Here is an 18,101-nt window from a genome sequence, read left to right as displayed (position 1 = left end):
TATTTCTCTATTTTCCTTCCATTTTCGCAAAAAAGCAAAATAAAAAAATATAAAAATGAAAAAAAGAACTAAGGCGTCAGCCTTAGTTCTTTCAAATTATCTCAAAGCACGCTTTGGTAATCTGTCGATATTCTCTAACATAATACCTGTACCAACCGCAACGCAGTGCATTGGGTTTTCAGCAATTAATACCGGTACTTTTAGTTCTTCTGCTAGAAGCATGTCAATACCGTGTAGTAAAGCTCCACCGCCTGTTAGAATAACACCGCGGTCGATGATATCTGCAGATAATTCTGGTGGTGTGCGCTCTAATACGCCTTTTGCAGCTTGTACAATAACAGCTGCATTTTCTTTTAATGCTTCTGTAATTTCTTCAGAGCATACTGTAATTGTACGTGGTAAGCCTGTTACCATGTCACGTCCGCGAATTTCAAGTTCTTCGCTACGTGCACCTGGGAATACTGTACCAACCTTAATTTTAATATCTTCTGAAGTACGTTCCCCGATTAATAGCTTATACTTACGTTTAATATAGTTTAAGATCTCCATATCAAACTTATCGCCAGCCATTTTGATAGAGGAAGAGGTAACAATATCACCCATAGATAGTACAGCGATATCTGTTGTACCTCCACCAATATCAACAACCATGTTACCGCTTGGTTGGAAGATTTCCATACCAGCACCAACTGCGGCTACTTTTGGTTCTTCTTCTAAAAATACTGTTTTACCACCTGAACGTTCAGCAGCTTCACGAATTGCTTTTTGTTCTACTGATGTAATATTTGTTGGACAACAAATTAAAATACGAGGTTTTGAAAAGAAGCTCTTTACGTCCAATTTGTTAATGAAATACTTTAACATTGCTTCTGTAATTTCGAAATCTGCTATTACACCATCTTTAAGCGGACGAATTGCTACAATATTACCAGGCGTACGTCCCACCATACTTCTCGCTTCTTCACCGACTGCTAATACTTTACCACTATTACGATCAATTGCCACAACAGATGGCTCGTTTAATACAATACCCTTACCTTTAACATGAATTAATACATTAGCCGTACCTAGGTCAATTCCGATATCTCGCGCAAACATTCCCGTTTTTTCCTCCTCGATATTCAAAATCAGGTTACACCCGAATTCTTTTCACCTAATTTCTGATTTTATCATAAATTTAACAGAAACGTAATATTCGCAAAAAGAATTCTTCTGAAAAATATTACCGAATGTGAACGGAATGTTTGCTACTGTAACATTATTGACGTACAGGCTTCTCTACATCTTCTTTTCTATACTTTTGTTTTGTTGCTTCTCCACCTCTTAAATGACGAATAGACTTATGATAATCAAGAATTTCTTTTACTTCATTTGCGAGCTCTGGATTAATCTCTGGTAGACGTTCTGTTAAATCTTTATGAACTGTACTCTTTGATACCCCAAATTCCTTTGCAATGACACGCACTGTCTTTCTTGTCTCCACGATATACTTACCAATCTTGATAGTTCTCTCTTTGATGTAATCGTGCACACCACTCGCCTCCCTAATTTGGATGTGAGAAGGGTGAAATGAGCCTCGCTGCATACGACTAAGAAGTAAGTGTGAGTGCTGTTTGTAAGCGTTAAACATTCTTGGATTTATAATGAAATGATTCACGATTTCTCACCTCAAACACTCTCTTTGCTTTGGTTTATACCATTGTATTGCCCGCACTACTGATATATGCTACATGTTCACTATTTTTGCGGACTAAGTTAAGAAAAATTACATTTTTTTGTGAGAAATACGTTAAAACTGACTATTATGGCCAAAAAAAATGACACCTTGTATAAAAGGCGTCATTCTTCTCGTTCCAATTCTTCTTCTAACAACTGATGGTGGGGAACCTCTTTCTTACCGGCAATATAATAATATAAAGTGAATAAAACAAACAATAAAATAATAGCAGTCGACAGAACAAATAAAAATGACACAGTATCCCCTCCCTTTTGTAATATATATTCGAGAATCTCGTCATTTTTCCTTGTTTTTGCAACTTTTTTCTCGAAATTGATTATTTTTATATAGAAATAAAAAAATCAGCTCTCCTAATGAGAACTGATTTTTTCACTTTCTTATTCTTGTGAAGAAGAATCGTTAGATGATTCTGTAGAACCATTTGTAGATTTTTCTTCTTTCTTCGATTCTTCTTTTTTGTCACTAGTTGAACCGCTTGTTGATTTCTCTTCTTTTTGAGACTTGTCTTCTGTTTTATTTTCTGGTTTCGTGCTCGTTGACTTCTCTTCTTTTTGAGATTTGTCGTCAGCTTTTTTACCAGAAGCATTCGTAGCTTTTGCAGCACCTGCATCAGCTTTAATTTCTGTTACTGATTTATTTAAGTAACGTTCAGGATTCACAGCCACATTGTCTTTACGTACTTCAAAGTGAACGTGAGAGCCTGCCTCTTTATTCATTGCACTTAGACCGGATGTTCCTAATACTTCACCTTGTGCAACTCTTGCACCTTTTTCTACTTTCACACTGCCTAAGCTTTGATAAGATACCGCTACACCATTTCCACTATCAACTGTTACAACATAACCAAGAAGTGAATCTTTTTCAGCTTTCGTTACTGTACCACTTAAAGCAGCAGCAACATTGAATTCTTTTCCATTCTTCGCAGCAATGTCAATTCCTTTGTTCGGGGAATATGTGTTGTTATAAAAGACAAGTGCTTTTTCTTGTTCCGCCTCAGTTGCTGCATCTTCATAGAATTTCTTCTGTACGACTACTTCCGCATTCGCGGCAGCTGGCATTTTCACTACTTCTGAAGATTTCGTTACTGGTACTGCTGGATCTTCCGATTGTGTATACGGTGTTGCTTGATCGTGGTTTGGAGTCTTCTTCGGATTAGCTCCTTGGAACCATAGCGCAACCATTAAGATTACCGCTGCACAAGCAATGTATAGTGCCGGAAACACCCATCTTTTCTGAAATAAATGTACTACCTTTTGCGACTTTTTATTATTTCTTCCTCGCATTCCATCATCACCTCAGCAATCATTTTGAACAATATTCACGTATCCTATACAACGCATAACTAATTACTTTTCGACAAAATCTGTAAAAATATGTATAAGAACTGTAAAATTTCCGAGGAAATGATAGAAAAAAGAAAAAACTGAGCGTTTCGGCTCAGTTTTTAGTCTAATTGTTTCTTTTTATATACGATTAAACATACAACGAGCGATATAATAAGCCAAACTGCAACATTTAATATATGCCCACTAATACTACTAAATCCTGCTCCACCTACTACGCTGTTAATCGCTTTTGAAATATGGGATGTTGGAAGATATCCAATCATCGTCTTAATTAATTTATTTTCAACCATTGGCTCAAACTGTACAGCTAAATACATCGTCATTAAAATAGGCATACCAATTAATGATGTTTGTGGTACAGAAGATGCAAGTAATCCGATCATTGTTCCAAGCACGATAAACAGAATAGTTCCGCATAAGAATATCAATCCTACCAATGGAAGATTAATATTTAACTGATCTAAAATGAATAAATTTGCAATACAAATGGCCATCGTCAGACCCGATGTTAATAAACTCTTTCCAAGAAGAACTTCAACAGAAGATGCTGGGGATAACATTAACACACGCAGTGTATGTTTTTCTTTTTCTTCTGCAATTACCATAGATTGAACAAATCCTGCGACAAATAGGAAGGCCATTATAGTAGTAGTGCCTAACATTTCCTTTCCCACTCCAAATCTGCTAAACAAAAATGAAAGTATAATTGGTAAAAATGCCATTAATAATACTTGTGAATTTGTCTTAAAATCTTGGACTTCTTTCCGAAAAATAGCTGAAAATCTTCTCATTGAAAATGTCATTATAATCCCCTCCCAGTAACTTCAATAAAGATATCGCCTAGCGTTGGTTCGTGTGAATGAATAGATAACAGTTCGCCCTTTTTCATCCATTCTGAAATACGTTTTGCGCCTAATTCATCTTTTTGCACTACTTCTTTTTGTTTATCTTTTAATACGACCTCTATTTGATCCTTAGCGTATTGTAAGCGCAGGTTCTCTGGCGTATCAAGCGCTACAATTTCTCCGCCACAAAGGAAGGCAATACGGTTACAAAGCGTTTCTGCTTCATCCATGTTGTGAGTCGTTAAGAAAATGGTCGTTCCTTCTTCATTTAAGTCTTTTAAGATTTTATGAATGTTTTGTACATTTACTGGATCAAGTGCAGATGTTGGTTCGTCTAAGAAGAGGATATCTGGTTTATGAAGGATTGCTCTTGCTAGTGTGACGCGTTGCTTCATTCCCTTTGATAGTTTCTTTACTGGTGTTTTTTTATCATCTAATAAATTTACTTGTGCTAGTACTTCATCGATTCGTTCTTTTTTACAATCGTATAGGTCACAAAATAATAGTAAGTTATCATAAATACTAAGTCTTTCATATAAGCCGCTGTTATCTGTTAAAATACCAATTCGTTTGTAATCGATGCTACTTGGTCCTGTAATATCTTTCCCTAATACTCTTACTGTTCCAACACTATGAAGCAATTGAGAAGTTAAAATTTTTACCGTTGTCGTCTTACCAGATCCACTCGGTCCGAGGAATCCGAAAATCTCTCCTTGCTTTACCTCAATATTTACATTTCGAAGTGCCGTTTTTCCGCCGAAACTTTTCATTACATCTTTCATTTCAATTGCCAATGTCATTTCGTCATCCCCTTTGTTTTTCTTCTTTATAGATGAAAGTCGCTTTAGCGCTTTTCGTTTGTTTGTTTGTTTGTTTGTTTGTTTGTTTGTTTGTTTCGCTTTTCTTGACTCAATCATATGAAAAACAAAGGGATTACGCAGTAAAATACCGGTAAAAGGAGTATTTTTACCGGTGAATGAATCGCATGTTGAGCTTATTGGAGCACTTTTTATAGCCCAATCACGCCTTTTAATTCATCCATGCGTCCTTTTGAAAGCGGAATTGAACTTTTTCTTTCGTCATCCAAAATTAAGCTGAAACTGTTACGAGTCCATGTAATCACTTCTCGTACTCTTTGTAAATTTACAAGGTACGAGCGATGACATCTAAAGAAACCAAAACCTGTTAATCTCATTTCTAGTTCACTTAATGTTAAGGCGCATACGAAATCCCCTTCACGAACGTGAATATGTGTTACCCCGTTTTGCGTTTCAATAAAATGGATTTCCATCGGATCAAGTAAAATAATTTTATCGTTCACTTTCGCAGGTATTCTTTCTAACTTCATTTGCGGAATCATTTGAATGACTTTTTCTTCATCGACTTCTTCCACTTCCTCTTGCTCAATTTCTATCTTTTTCACACCATCGTTGTTTAATATGTATACATCCTCTGTTAACGAAAGGGCATCCGATAGAAATGATGACGTAATAAAGATTGCCTTTCCTTTCTCTTTCATTTTCATGATCGCCTTTCGAATAATAACCGTACTCTCTGTATCTACATTTTGCTCCGGTTCTTCCAAAACAACTAAATCCGGATTATGAATCATCACTCGTCCAATATGAAGACGACGCTTCTCTGAAAACGATAGTTTTTCTATTTTAACGTTTAGTTTATCTAGGAGACCAACAGACTGCACAACTTCTTCTATGCTTATCTTTGATTCATAAAGCCCTATTAAAAACTTAAAGTATTCCTTCACCTTCAAACGATCATATGCCTCATCTTTCAAAAAACAAAAGCCGATGCGTGGATAATTTTTCTTTCCAATTGCTCCCCCTTCAAACAGTACATTGCCAGTCGACGCTTCTTCTTCGCCTATAATGATGCGGTGCAACACTTTAGCTGTATGATTATTGCATTGCAAAACAACACATTGTCCTTTCGCGACTTTTAGGTCAATTACCGGTAATTGGTTCGTTTTCCCTAACTGTTTCAACTCCAGTAGCACCATTTCATCTCCCCCAAATGCCTTTTTATCCTATTATATCAAACAGTTAATGGAAAATTATGATATTTTAAACAAAAAAATAAGTGCCAGAGTTCTGACACCTATTTCTTCACCATCAATTTTCCTTCATAATCATTCATCGTCTTTATTTCAACGCCTTTATAGTAATGAGCGACGATATCTGTATATTTCTTTCCTTCCGCTGCCATACCGTTCGCTCCGTATTGACTCATACCAACGCCGTGACCGAAGCCTTTCGTTGTAATGATGATTTTATCCCCTCGTTGTTTCCACGTGAAATCAGAAGAACGTAAATCTAACTTTTCACGAACTTCTTTTCCTGTTAATGTTTTTCCTTGAAAAGCTACATCCTTTACGCGCTTTCCTTCCGTAAGGTCTTTAATATTTCCAACCTTCCCGTCTGCTAGTACTTTCACACCGAGACGTTTTTGAAAATCAGCTACTGTAAATGTTTGCTCGCTCGTAAACTTTGGAGAGGCTTGATCCCACGGACTATCTACACTTTTCAAGTACGGATAATCATTTCCCCAATAGTCAGCTGCATTTTCTGTCCGGCCATTACTCGTTGAGAAGAAGGATGCTGAAATTGGTTTTCCATCATATGTTAAAACTTGTCCTGCTGTTTTCGAAACGGCTTCTTCGATTTTCTTCAAATTATTTTCGTAGTTATTACCCCATTGTTTCTTCAATTCTTCTTTACTTTTGTACACTTGATCTTTCACCGTATCTGTCACGTCCGCATTATTTTTCTTTCCTCCGCTTAGCATACGTTGTACTACAAATGTTCTCGCTGCTAATGCCTGTGCCTTTAGTGCCTCTATTTCAAAACTGGCATTCATCTCAGAAGCTACTACACCGGTCACATACTCCTCCATAGGCAATGATTCTACCTTCTTCTGTTTCTCACGATATACAGCAACTTGAACCGCTGTATCTACTTTTCCTGGAGCTGGTATACTTTCTATCGCTGGAGGAGTTTTAGAGGCCGTTTCTTCCCCTACTTTTGCTTTCGCAAATGGGATAACAAGGGCTGCAGGTACAATGATAACGAGCGCTATTAAGAGCGCTACTGTAATAAAAAGTGGCTTTGAAAATTTCATCCTATTTTCCCCCAATATAAAAGCTTTACTCCATTCATTCTTATGGAACAACTCTTTCTTTTAGAACATACTTAAGGAGGAAGAGCATAAAACGGAAATTTTCTAAATATTTTTACTGGTACGTGCATAAGTATAGAATTTATTGACTATAACAGTAATAACCCAAAAAAAAATAGCCCCTATGTCAAAAGACATAGAGACTATTTCAATTAAGCGTGAAGATCAGAAACTTCTTGTTCTTTCACTTCTTCTACTTTTTCGTTTACACGTTCAATAGTTGCACCTAATGCAGCTAATTTCTTATGGAAATCTACATAACCACGGTCAAGATGTTTTAACTCAGTTACACGAGTATAACCTTCTGATACTAAACCAGCTAAGATTAATGCAGCTGCAGCACGTAAATCAGTTGCGCCTACTTCAGCACCTTGTAAGCTGTTTGGACCGTTCATAATAACAGAACGACCTTCAATTTTAATATCAGCATTCATACGACGGAATTCTTCAACGTGCATAAAGCGGTTTTCGAATACCGTTTCTGTAATCATGCTTGTTCCATCAGCTTGTAGTAATAATGCCATCATTTGTGATTGCATGTCTGTTGGGAAACCTGGGTGAGGCATAGTTTTAATATCAACCGCTTTTAACTTATCTGGGCCGATAACACGTACACCTTCGTTTTCCTCAATAATTTTAACACCCATTTCTTCCATTTTCGCTGTAATTGAGCGTAAATGTTCAGGTACAGCATTTTCAATTAAGATGTCTCCACCAGTAATTGCTGCTGCAACCATGAATGTTCCCGCTTCAATACGGTCAGGAATAATAGAGTGGTTTGCACCATATAATTTATCAACGCCTTCGATACGAATCGTTCCAGTTCCAGCTCCGCGTACTTTCGCTCCCATTGCATTTAAGAAGTTAGCTAAGTCAACGATTTCTGGTTCTTTCGCTGCGTTTTCAAGAATTGTTGTCCCTTTTGCTAATGTAGCTGCAGACATAATGTTTTCTGTCGCGCCTACGCTTGGGAAGTCTAAGTAGATTTTAGCTCCTTTTAGTTCTCCCTCAACATATGCCTCAACAAAACCGTTACCAACCTGTACTTTTGCTCCCATTGCTTCGAAGCCTTTTAAATGTTGGTCAATTGGACGTGAACCGATTGCACATCCACCAGGAAGTGCAATACGAGCACGACCATTACGTGCTAATAATGGTCCCATTACTTGAACAGATGCACGCATTTTACGTACATATTCAAATGGTGCTTCAATGTTTAGTTCTTTAGAAGAATCGATTGTTACTTGATTATTTTCAAATACGACTTCAGCATTTAAATGACGTAATACCTCATTAATTGTGTATACATCAGACAAAACTGGTACTTCAGATAGTACATTCTTTCCATCACTCGCTAATAGGGCTGCAGCGATTATAGGTAATACAGCATTTTTTGCGCCCTCAACACGCACTGTGCCGTTTAACCGCTTTCCGCCACGGACGATGATCTTTTCCAAATTATTCCCCTCCGTGTCCTTTTTTCAGTATCTATTCACTCAATACTCAGAAGTTATGATCGGTGTGCCAACCACAATTGTATCTTTGTTGTCTGTAGAACGTATTGCTATTTGCACATTTATTTTCTCTCTATTTGTTGAAAGAGCGTCATCCCACTTTTTATTGTATGCGGAGACTGACACAAATGCTCTTTCTTCTACTTGTTCGATCGCTCTTGCTGAAAGATCTTTCAAAACCTGATTGGTTTTATTTTGCAAAACACCTTCAATCTTATCATTCAGTACACCTTGAACACAAGTGTAAATTATAGGTTTTTCACTAAAAATTTTATTCACTTTTTGAACATACTTCGGGTCCCATTTCGCCCCACTTACTTCAAAGATAATGAAAGTGTTTTCTTTAGTATTTTCTTTACTCCAAGTTACTACTACTCGTTCTTCATGAGAAGCAAACTTTTTATAGGATGTAGCTTTATATCCATCTGGAGATTGCTCTACTTCCCACTTTTGAATATTTGCCTTGTCCTTCACATCGTTTAACAACTTTTGAAACGTATGTATATTAGAAATTGTTTTTGTTTCTCTAGCTAACCATGACCATTTTTCTACTTTAGCATCATTTTTCTCTAAAGCCTTAATCATGCTCTCCATTTTCTGTTCATCGCTTATCGGTTTCATCTCTCTATATCCAACCAAAAATAAAACAACACTAAGTGCAACAATAAGAATGGCTTTAAGCTTCAATTTCATCCCCTCCTATCCCCATTGTTAACGGAGATTTGAGGTTCTATACACTTACTTTACTAAATACGTTAAACTCTTCGAATAGCCTAAATAATCAAGGAAAAAGTTACTTACAGATGTCCCAATTGCAATTGTAATTAAGATGAGTAATACTCGCGTCTGCAGCACTTTTCCGGACTTCATTAAACGCTCAATGTGAATGCCTTGCAAAGCCCACCACGTAATGGTAATAAACAATAAATGCGAAACAATGGCAATCAGTGCTTGTTGCCCTAAAAGTTGTGCCAAAAAATCGACCCCTTTTTACTCAGCTACTACTTATGAAAGAATATAAAAACGATACCATAATAAGTAGGAGCCACACTTTTTCAAATGCAAATAGACATCTTACATTTTACATCGTGATTTTCTTTCAAAAAACGTATATCTACATTACAAGTTAACACAAAATAAAAAGCGCAGAGTACTGACTCCACACCTTTTATTTTCACTATTGTACCACGTTCCCTAAGAAGAAGAAATCTTTCATTAATGGAAAATATTCATAAAAGAAATTGTACCCAATCATCGGCATAATCCCTAGTATTACAATCGAAATTGCACAAAGACTCATAACAACCTTTATATTTAACGGTAACCGTATCCTCTCTTCTGTCTCTCCGGTGCGGAAAAACATTTGTTGTAAAATACGGAAATAATATACGAATGAAACAACTGTCGTACCCATCATAATCGAAGCTAGTACGTAATGTGCTGGCTCTACATGAAGCGCGCCTAAAAAGATGTTAATCTTTCCAATGAAGCCAGCCGTCCCTGGTATCCCGGCCAGCGATAAAATAAAGATTGTCATCATGATCGCTGCAAATGGTGATTTCTTATATAATCCGGTGAAAATCGTTATGTTTTCCTTATCGTTTTGTAAGATTAAGCCGTGGATAATGGCAAACGCGCCTATATTCATAAGCATGTATGCCAGCATATAAAACCACATGCTATCTAGCGTAAATGGTGATAATGCCACAAGTGGAACGAGTAAATACCCAGCATGCGCAATACCTGAATAAGCAAATAAACGTTTTATGTTGTATTGTTTTAACGCGACTACATTCCCAACAATCATCGTTATACTTGCTAGCACCGCAATATATATACTCATATGCCCATATAAAGATTGCATATCTCCTTGTATTAATACACTTGCAAAAACCATAAGGAACAAACGAATAATGAGTAGGAAACCAGCAATTTTAGAAATCGTTCCAAGAAAAGCGGTAACAGGTGTAGTCGCTCCTTCATACACATCAGGTGCCCACATATGAAACGGCACTGTGGCAATTTTAAATGAGAGACCAACTAGCAATAAAAGAAATGCGAGAGCTAACAATAACTGAATACCACTAGCGAGCTCCCCAGTGAGTAACTTTTGCATATCTACAATGTTAGTTGAACCTGTAATACCGTATAAATAACTCATTCCGAAGAGCGTGATCGCCGTTCCAATTCCTCCGCTAATGACATATTTCATTGCCGCTTCATTTGATGCACGGTTCTTTTTTCGTATTCCGACTAAAATATAAGAAGAAAGTGAAAGTAACTCTAAACCAACGAAAAGGGTGATAAAGTCAACACTAGAAGCCATGAACATTGCGCCAAGAAGTGCCATTAAAAATAAGTAATAATATTCGCCCTTATCTTCAATCGGATTCTTCTTATCATCGCTCATTGCGATGCATAAAATGAGAGCTGAGGCGCCTAATAACAACGTTTTAAACCCTTTTGAAAATCCATCTAACACAAACGATCCATTTAAAATATCTCCAGCTGGTTCGCTATATAGCGTAATTAATGAAACAATTGCTAATACGATGGCAGCGATCGCACCAAGAGCTACATATCTATGGTTCAGCTTAAAAAACAAATCACATATGGAAAGAAGGATGGCGGCCCCGAGAATAATAAATTCTGGCACCATTAGATGCCACGATAAGCTAAGTAACGTATTCATATCCATCCTACTTCACCCCCAATGTTTTCAATGTATTTTGAAGCGGATCCCCTAGTATCTCTGGCATAACTCCAATTGCAATAATACAAAAGATAAGTAGTAAAACAGGGACGTACTCCCATCCGTGTATATCAGATTTCGCTTCCCATTCTTTCTTTCCAAATGTCACTTGAAGTGTCGCTCTTAATACGTATACAGCGGTTAAAATGATGCCAATCACACCGACTGCAGCAATGACGGGCTCTCCTTGAAATAAACCGAGAAAGGCAAGAAATTCACTAACAAACCCAGACATCCCTGGTAATCCAAGTGATGCCATTCCTCCTGCTAAAAAGAATCCGCTAAGTATCGGTACACTTTTCGCAAGTCCGCCTAGCACCGTAATATCCGAAGTTCCAAATCGTTGTTCTATAACACCTAGCAAGAAGAAGAGCAAGGCTGCAATTAAACCATGTGATACAACTTGGAATAGCGCTCCTTGTGTACCAGGTGCATTAAGTGACGCAAGTCCCATTAATACAATTCCCATATGCGAAATACTAGAGTAAGCGAGTACTTTCCTAAAGTCCGTTTGGATGAGCGCTAAAAAGGCACCGTATAATAAATTAATTACGCCTAATATCGCAATTAGCGTTGCAACATCGTGAAAATATTCCGGGAATAACCCTTTCCCGAAGCGAATAATACCGTACGCTCCAATCTTTAACAAAACACCCGCATGAAGCATAACTACAGCTGGATGCGCTTCTATGTGTACATTGACCATCCAGCGGTGCAACGGAAAAACAGGTAGTTTAATTGCAAAGGCAATCATTATGGCAATAAATACACCAAGCTGCAAGCTACTTGGGATGACGAGTTCTCCCCCTGCGCTTACGCTTCTTAATATCTCTTTCAGCTCCACAATATTTGTTGTACCTGTTTTCGCGAACAAAATTGAGAAAACAATGAGCAAAATAGCTGAGCCAATACCGTTATATATTAAATAACTATAAGCAGCCTTTTCACTCGACAATTTTCCCCACTTCCCAATTAATAAGAACATGGGTGGCAACGTAATTTCAAAGAAGATAAAAAACAACATTAAATTTTGAGCAGCAAAGACGCCGAGCATCCCTATTTCTAGCATGAGTAACAGCATATAAAATGCTTTTAAATTGCTTTTAATAGAAAAGGCTGCAATTGCTGCAAGCATCGCTAGAAGAGCCGTCAGTACCATCATGACAAGCGACAAACCATCAATACCGAGCTCGTAATAAATAGAAAACCACCTTTTATCCACCGCTGTAAAATCTCCGAACTTAATCCATTTCACCTTTTCATCAAATAGTGACAAGCTCTTTCCAGAAGCATATGTACAAGCGAGGACGATGGCGATTCCAAATGGAAGTGCCGTCCCAAATAAGCCAAGCGCCCGCACTGTACGCAATTCCTTTTTCGGTGTTAATACAAGCAATAAAATTCCTAAAAGCGGGGAAAAAATGAAGAACGTTAACAACAAATCATTCATCGTAAATCCCCTCCCGTATAGAGCAAAATAATGACGAGTACAGCGAGCGAAACCGCCGTTACAGTACCGTACACTTGTACATTCCCGTTTTGAAGTTTCGAGCCAAGGTTACTTGTGCCTTTAACTACACTTGCAATTAAAACTGCAATTCCTTCGACTACATACACTTCAAATAAGCGAAGCACACGAGCGATTCCTTTCGTAATAGGGATCACCGTCATGTTGTATAGTTCATCCACATAATATTTTTCTTTCAAAAGATTATAAAGCGAGGTTCCCGTACCCCCAGCCCACTCTCTAGAAATTGATTTCTTGCCATATATGAAATATGCAAGAGCGATTCCCGCAAATGAAACGAGCGTCGCAACAATCATAATCCAAACTGGTCCATGCGCTTCTTCAACCTTAAACCCTACATCTTTCGTCAACCAATCTCCGAGAAACGTCCCAAACCATGGTGTATTTATATATCCTGCCACTACTGCGAGAACGCCGAGAACAATCATTGGATACGTCATAATGCGGGGCGACTCATGCACATCTTCCTTCGTCTTCGCTTCCCCAGTAAAGACAAGGAAGTATAGACGAAACATGTAAAATGCCGTTAAGAATGCCGCAAGTACTGCTAATACGAATAAAAAGTAATTACCATTCATCCAAGTCGCAGCCAAAATTTCATCTTTACTAAAGAACCCAGAAAGGAGTGGAACCCCACTAATTGCAAGTGTACCTATCAAAAATAGCGTACCAGTTACTTTCATCTTCTTCTGTAAACCGCCCATTTTGTTAATGTTTTGCGTATGCACGGCATGAATTACACTTCCTGCTGCCAAAAATAGTAGTGCTTTAAAAAAAGCATGTGTCGTCAAATGGAATATACCAGCTACATAACCAGCAGAACCTAACGCGAGCATCATATACCCGAGCTGGCTAACTGTAGAATAAGCAAGTACTCTCTTTATATCTGTTTGTACAAGGCCGATAGAGGCCGCAAAGATTGCAGTGAAAGCTCCGACAATTGCCACTGTCTGCATCGCTACCGCACTTGCCGAAAATAATGGAAACATCGTCGCTACTAAATATACGCCCGCTGCAACCATCGTCGCCGCGTGAATAAGTGCCGACACGGGCGTTGGCCCCTCCATTGCATCTGGCAACCACGTGTGAAGCGGGAACTGACCTGATTTCCCCATCGCCCCGATAAAAATTAATATCGCCGTTATTGTAATCATGTAAGGAGGTAGATCCCCTGTATAAATCGCCCTAAATATTGCGTCATATTCAAAACTACCTGCGTACCAAAAAATTAAAATCATCCCGATAAATAAACCAACATCCCCAATACGGGTCATAATAAAAGCCTTTTTTGCAGCAGTCTTCGCTTCTTCTTTAAAGAAATAAAAACCGATAAGTAAAAATGAGCCAAGGCCAACTAATTCCCAAAATATATAAAGCTGTAATAAATTCGTTGATATAACAAGCCCTAACATCGCAAATGTAAAGAGTCCTAAATATGCGTAAAAGGTTGGTAATCGTTCATCACCTTTCATATAACCTTTCGAATACACATGTACAAGCAGACTCACAAGCGTAACGATAAACAACATTAAAGCTCCTAATGCAGTCACTTCAAAGCCAAATGATATATCCACATCTCCAGCTCTAAGCCACACCCACTTATGCTTCACGCTTGCTTCTGAAAATCTTTCTATTAACACAAGTACCGCAAGTATAAAGGAGAGAAAGACGAAAAAAATACTAAGTACACTGCTTCCTTCTCTAATTTTCTTCCCGAATATAATAAGTAACAAAAACGAAACGAGTGGGAAAAGCGGTATGAGCCATGCATAATCGATCATTGTTTCCTTCCCCCTTTTTCGGTCACAATGCTATCCTTTGAGCGTATCCATTTCATCCACCTGAACTGTCGTACGATTACGATATAAAGCAATTAAAATAGCGAGTCCTACCGCCGCTTCCGCTGCCGCTACAGCCATCGTAAACAGTGAGAAAATTTGACCTGTTAAATTCGGAAATAAGCCTAATTTACTAAACGCCACTAAGTTTAAATTGGAAGCATTTAGCATTAATTCGATACAAACTAATACGATTACTGTATTCCGCTTTGTTAAAGCTCCAAATAGGCCGATGCAAAACAAAATAATCGCAAGTGTTAAATATGCAGAAGCCGGAACGCTACTCATTGGAATCCTCCTCTTTCTCGTCCTTTTTCGCAAGTATAATCGCGCCAACGAGTGCTACAAGTAAAATAACTGAAGTTAGTTCAAATGGGATAATATATTTTGAATAGAGAAGCGTACCGATTTGAAGTGTGTTGTTTTCATGGAGAGGTAAACTTCCTTGTGTGCTCTCATTTGCAAAATCAATATTATTAACAGCGAAATACATAACCGCTCCAAATGCTACAACCGCAAAGAAGATAATCCATTTTCGAAGAGTAAGACGCGATTCATTTTCCGCGTTATGTTTCGTTAACATAATGCCGAAAATCATAATAATTGTGATTGCACCAGAGTAAAGTAAAATTTGTGCAACGCCTATAAATTCGGCTGATAAAAGAAAATACAAACCTGCAATGCTGAGAAATGTTAGAACGAGAGCTAGCATCATGTGCATAACTTTCGTTAAGTTCAACATAAGAACACCGCCGATAATTGCAGTCAAGGATAGTATAAAGAATGCTACAAACTCGCCATTCATGCCTTATTCTCCTTCCTGACGTTTTCGTCGTTTTCGTCAAGCCACTGCAAATTTTTAAATAAGTCATCACGTGAATATTCCGCGAGCTCAAAGTTATTTGTCATGACAATCGCCTCTGTCGGACAAACTTCTGTACATAAATCACAAAGAATACAAATTTCAAAATTAATATCATACGTGTCGATAATTTTTCCTTTTTTCGTAGGATCCGGATGTTTCTTTCCTGTTAACTGAATACAGTCTGTCGGACAAATGTTAGAGCATTGATTACAAACAATACATTTCTCCGGATAGAATTTTTGAATCCCCCGAAAACGGTCTGGCAACGGCAACGGTTGATTTGGATAATCATACGTTACCTTCTTCTTGCTCAAATTACTTAGTGTATATTTTAATCCTTTAAATAGTCCCTTCATCTCTTACTGGCACCCCCCTCATAGATTAGAAGAATAACTCCTTAATCAATGCCGTTAAGAAAATATTTGCAAGTGCAATCGGCAATAATACTTTCCATCCAAACTCCATTAACTGGTCACCTCTTATACGCGGGAACGTAACGCGGAACCAAATTAATAGAAAGACTACACTGCTAAATTTCAAAGCAAACCATACGGCACCTGGGATAAATCCAAGAAACATGACTGGATTCCATCCGCCTAAAAAGAGCACTGTAATTAACGATGCCATCCCGAAGAAATATACGTACTCTGAAAGCATGAAAAACGCCCAGCGAAAACCTGAGTATTCCGTATGATATCCAGAAACAAGTTCTGACTCCGCTTCTGGCAAATCGAATGGCGTCCGATTTAACTCTGCAACTGCTGCAATTAAGAAAACGACGAAGCCAATTGGCTGCACGAAAATGTACCAAACCTTCTCCTGCGCCGCTACAATCTCATTTAAATTCAGGCTACCAGCTAACAACACGATACCAATTACACTCATTACGAGCGGAATCTCATAAGAAATCATTTGCGCCGCCGCACGCATCCCTCCTAAAAGGGAATATTTATTATTCGATGCCCATCCCCCAGTTACAACACCTATCGTCGTAATACCGGAAACAGCGATATAATAAAGTAGCCCGACTCCAATATCGGCAAATTGAAATTTATCAGTGAACGGGATAACTGCCAGCACCATAAATGCTGGCGCAAATGCAATGACAGGTGCTAATATAAACAGTGGTTTATCTGCTGCTTTCGGAATACTATCTTCTTTCAATAATAGTTTTAAAACATCAGCTACCGTTTGCAGTAAACCGAATCGGCCTCCAACCTGGTTTGGTCCAATCCGCCCTTGCATAAACCCCATCACTTTCCGTTCTGCCAAAATTCCATATGTAACGAAGCCAAGGACTGCAAATAGTAGAAGCACCGCTAATCCGAAAAAAATGAAGAAATTCGTCCAGCTTGAAGGTGATTGTAAGAGCGTCTCAATCATTAGCCATCAACCTCCCCAAGTACAATATCAACTCCACCTAAAATCGTAATTAAATTAGCGATGTTTTCACCTTTCAATAACTTCGGTAAAATTTGCAAGTTATAAAAAGATGGCCTACGAAACTTCAAACGGTACGGCTCTTTCTTTCCGTCACTAGCGATGTAACAACCAATCTCTCCGCGCGGCGATTCGATACGTACAAACGCTTCTCCCTTAGGTGCCTTAATAATTTTCGGTACTTTTGCCAGCACTGCTCCATCTTTTGGGAACTGCTGAACTGCTTGCTCAACAATCTTTAAAGACTCCTCGATTTCTTGCATTCGGCAAACGTAGCGATCCCAAGCATCTCCCACGCTTCCAACAGGAATATCAAAATCAAAACGATCATAAATCGAATACGGCTCGTCTTTGCGAAGATCCCAGTTTACTCCAGTGCACCGCAAATTTGCTCCGCTTAAAGAATACGAGATCGCTTCTTCCGCGCTATATATACCAACGCCTTTCACACGATTTAAGAAAATCTCATTACCGCTAACAAGATCATGATAACCTGCCAATTGCTCTCTCATATACGGAACAAACTCTTCCACCTTTTCAATCCAACCATCTGGCGCATCCCACTTCACACCGCCAACTCTCATATAGTTAAAAGTAAGCCGTGCCCCGCATAATTCATTTAATAAATTTATAATCATCTCTCGTTCACGAAACGCGTACAAAAACGGGCTGACCGCTCCTATATCAAGAAGATTCGTCCCCCACCAAACGAGATGGCTTGCAATTCTCCCTAGCTCCATCGCAAGTACTCGCAAGTATTCGGCACGCTCCGGAATTTCAAGTCCCATCATCGTCTCTACAGCATGGCAAATGACGTAATTATTCGTCATGGCTGATAAATAGTCCATTCGATCTGTATAAGGGATAATTTGCGTATACTGTAAGCTCTCAGCGATTTTTTCCGTCCCGCGATGCAAATACCCAATAACCGGTGTAGCTTCTCTAATAATTTCCCCGTCAATCTTAATTACGAGCCTGAACACACCATGTGTACTCGGATGCTGAGGTCCTACATTCAAAAGCATCTCTTCCGTACGGATCAT

19 protein-coding genes are annotated in these 18,101 nt (G+C 38.4%); all 19 read right to left on the bottom strand.

Going from position 1 to position 18,101, the window contains the following annotated elements; genetic code table 11:
- Window positions 1-96: 96 nt before the first annotated feature.
- Window positions 97-1,098 carry a rod shape-determining protein gene (mreB, locus tag CN409_RS03925; RefSeq protein ID WP_000457978.1) on the bottom strand — a complete coding sequence of 334 codons (1,002 nt, stop codon included), beginning with the start codon at window positions 1,096-1,098 and terminating at the stop codon, window positions 97-99.
- A 160-nt stretch (window positions 1,099-1,258) separates the two neighbouring features.
- Window positions 1,259-1,531 (bottom strand): sporulation transcriptional regulator SpoIIID, encoded by a 273-nt coding sequence (gene spoIIID, locus CN409_RS03920; RefSeq protein WP_000544012.1) that lies wholly within the window; start codon window positions 1,529-1,531, stop codon window positions 1,259-1,261.
- Window positions 1,532-1,839: 308 nt separating this feature from the next.
- Entirely contained in the window at window positions 1,840-1,974 is a 135-nt protein-coding gene (locus CN409_RS03915; RefSeq protein ID WP_000008903.1) for a hypothetical protein, read from the bottom strand.
- A 141-nt stretch (window positions 1,975-2,115) separates the two neighbouring features.
- Window positions 2,116-3,021 carry a stage II sporulation protein SpoIIQ gene (gene spoIIQ / locus CN409_RS03910; protein WP_044783408.1) on the bottom strand — a complete coding sequence of 302 codons (906 nt, stop codon included), beginning with the start codon at window positions 3,019-3,021 and terminating at the stop codon, window positions 2,116-2,118.
- A 161-nt stretch (window positions 3,022-3,182) separates the two neighbouring features.
- Entirely contained in the window at window positions 3,183-3,887 is a 705-nt protein-coding gene (locus CN409_RS03905) for an ABC transporter permease (RefSeq protein ID WP_016078200.1), read from the bottom strand.
- Window positions 3,887-4,729: an ABC transporter ATP-binding protein gene (locus CN409_RS03900; protein ID WP_044783406.1), complete on the bottom strand. Its 843-nt coding sequence runs from the start codon at window positions 4,727-4,729 to the stop codon at window positions 3,887-3,889. The genes CN409_RS03905 and CN409_RS03900 overlap by 1 nt, the downstream gene beginning before the upstream one ends.
- A 209-nt stretch (window positions 4,730-4,938) precedes the next feature.
- Window positions 4,939-5,946 (bottom strand): LytTR family transcriptional regulator DNA-binding domain-containing protein, encoded by a 1,008-nt coding sequence (locus CN409_RS03895; protein ID WP_044783405.1) that lies wholly within the window; start codon window positions 5,944-5,946, stop codon window positions 4,939-4,941.
- Between the two features lie 98 nt (window positions 5,947-6,044).
- Window positions 6,045-7,064 (bottom strand): stage II sporulation protein D, encoded by a 1,020-nt coding sequence (spoIID, locus tag CN409_RS03890; RefSeq protein ID WP_000672657.1) that lies wholly within the window; start codon window positions 7,062-7,064, stop codon window positions 6,045-6,047.
- 209 nt (window positions 7,065-7,273) lie between these two features.
- Window positions 7,274-8,578: a UDP-N-acetylglucosamine 1-carboxyvinyltransferase gene (gene murA, locus CN409_RS03885; RefSeq protein WP_000411275.1), complete on the bottom strand. Its 1,305-nt coding sequence runs from the start codon at window positions 8,576-8,578 to the stop codon at window positions 7,274-7,276.
- 39 nt (window positions 8,579-8,617) lie between these two features.
- On the bottom strand, window positions 8,618-9,322 hold the full coding sequence (locus tag CN409_RS03880; protein ID WP_000767913.1) for a YwmB family TATA-box binding protein: 705 nt from the start codon (window positions 9,320-9,322) through the stop codon (window positions 8,618-8,620).
- Between the two features lie 51 nt (window positions 9,323-9,373).
- Window positions 9,374-9,610 (bottom strand): DUF1146 family protein, encoded by a 237-nt coding sequence (locus CN409_RS03875; RefSeq protein WP_000057889.1) that lies wholly within the window; start codon window positions 9,608-9,610, stop codon window positions 9,374-9,376.
- A 202-nt stretch (window positions 9,611-9,812) separates the two neighbouring features.
- The gene (nuoN, locus tag CN409_RS03870) at window positions 9,813-11,327 is read right to left on the bottom strand and encodes an NADH-quinone oxidoreductase subunit NuoN (RefSeq protein ID WP_327944895.1); all 1,515 of its coding nucleotides are present in this window, start codon (window positions 11,325-11,327) and stop codon (window positions 9,813-9,815) included.
- Window positions 11,328-11,334: 7 nt separating this feature from the next.
- A complete protein-coding gene (locus CN409_RS03865; RefSeq protein WP_000998944.1) occupies window positions 11,335-12,837 on the bottom strand; it encodes an NADH-quinone oxidoreductase subunit M in 1,503 nt (500 codons plus the stop codon).
- Entirely contained in the window at window positions 12,834-14,696 is a 1,863-nt protein-coding gene (gene nuoL / locus CN409_RS03860) for an NADH-quinone oxidoreductase subunit L (protein WP_086396114.1), read from the bottom strand. Before nuoL ends, CN409_RS03865 begins: the two co-directional genes overlap by 4 nt.
- Window positions 14,697-14,726: 30 nt before the next feature.
- The gene (gene nuoK / locus CN409_RS03855) at window positions 14,727-15,041 is read right to left on the bottom strand and encodes an NADH-quinone oxidoreductase subunit NuoK (protein WP_086396115.1); all 315 of its coding nucleotides are present in this window, start codon (window positions 15,039-15,041) and stop codon (window positions 14,727-14,729) included.
- The gene (locus tag CN409_RS03850; protein WP_001012827.1) at window positions 15,034-15,558 is read right to left on the bottom strand and encodes an NADH-quinone oxidoreductase subunit J; all 525 of its coding nucleotides are present in this window, start codon (window positions 15,556-15,558) and stop codon (window positions 15,034-15,036) included. The genes nuoK and CN409_RS03850 overlap by 8 nt, the downstream gene beginning before the upstream one ends.
- Window positions 15,555-15,974: an NADH-quinone oxidoreductase subunit NuoI gene (gene nuoI / locus CN409_RS03845; protein ID WP_000677191.1), complete on the bottom strand. Its 420-nt coding sequence runs from the start codon at window positions 15,972-15,974 to the stop codon at window positions 15,555-15,557. Before nuoI ends, CN409_RS03850 begins: the two co-directional genes overlap by 4 nt.
- A gap of 25 nt (window positions 15,975-15,999) precedes the next feature.
- On the bottom strand, window positions 16,000-17,001 hold the full coding sequence (gene nuoH / locus CN409_RS03840; protein WP_000573426.1) for an NADH-quinone oxidoreductase subunit NuoH: 1,002 nt from the start codon (window positions 16,999-17,001) through the stop codon (window positions 16,000-16,002).
- On the bottom strand, window positions 17,001-18,101 hold the full coding sequence (gene nuoD, locus CN409_RS03835; RefSeq protein WP_000621463.1) for an NADH-quinone oxidoreductase subunit NuoD: 1,101 nt from the start codon (window positions 18,099-18,101) through the stop codon (window positions 17,001-17,003). Before nuoD ends, nuoH begins: the two co-directional genes overlap by 1 nt.

It is taken from the genome of Bacillus sp. AFS012607 (assembly GCF_002558005.1).
Classification (GTDB): Bacteria; Bacillota; Bacilli; order Bacillales; family Bacillaceae_G; genus Bacillus_A; species Bacillus_A thuringiensis_S.
This window is presented reverse-complemented; position numbering and strand designations above follow the sequence as displayed.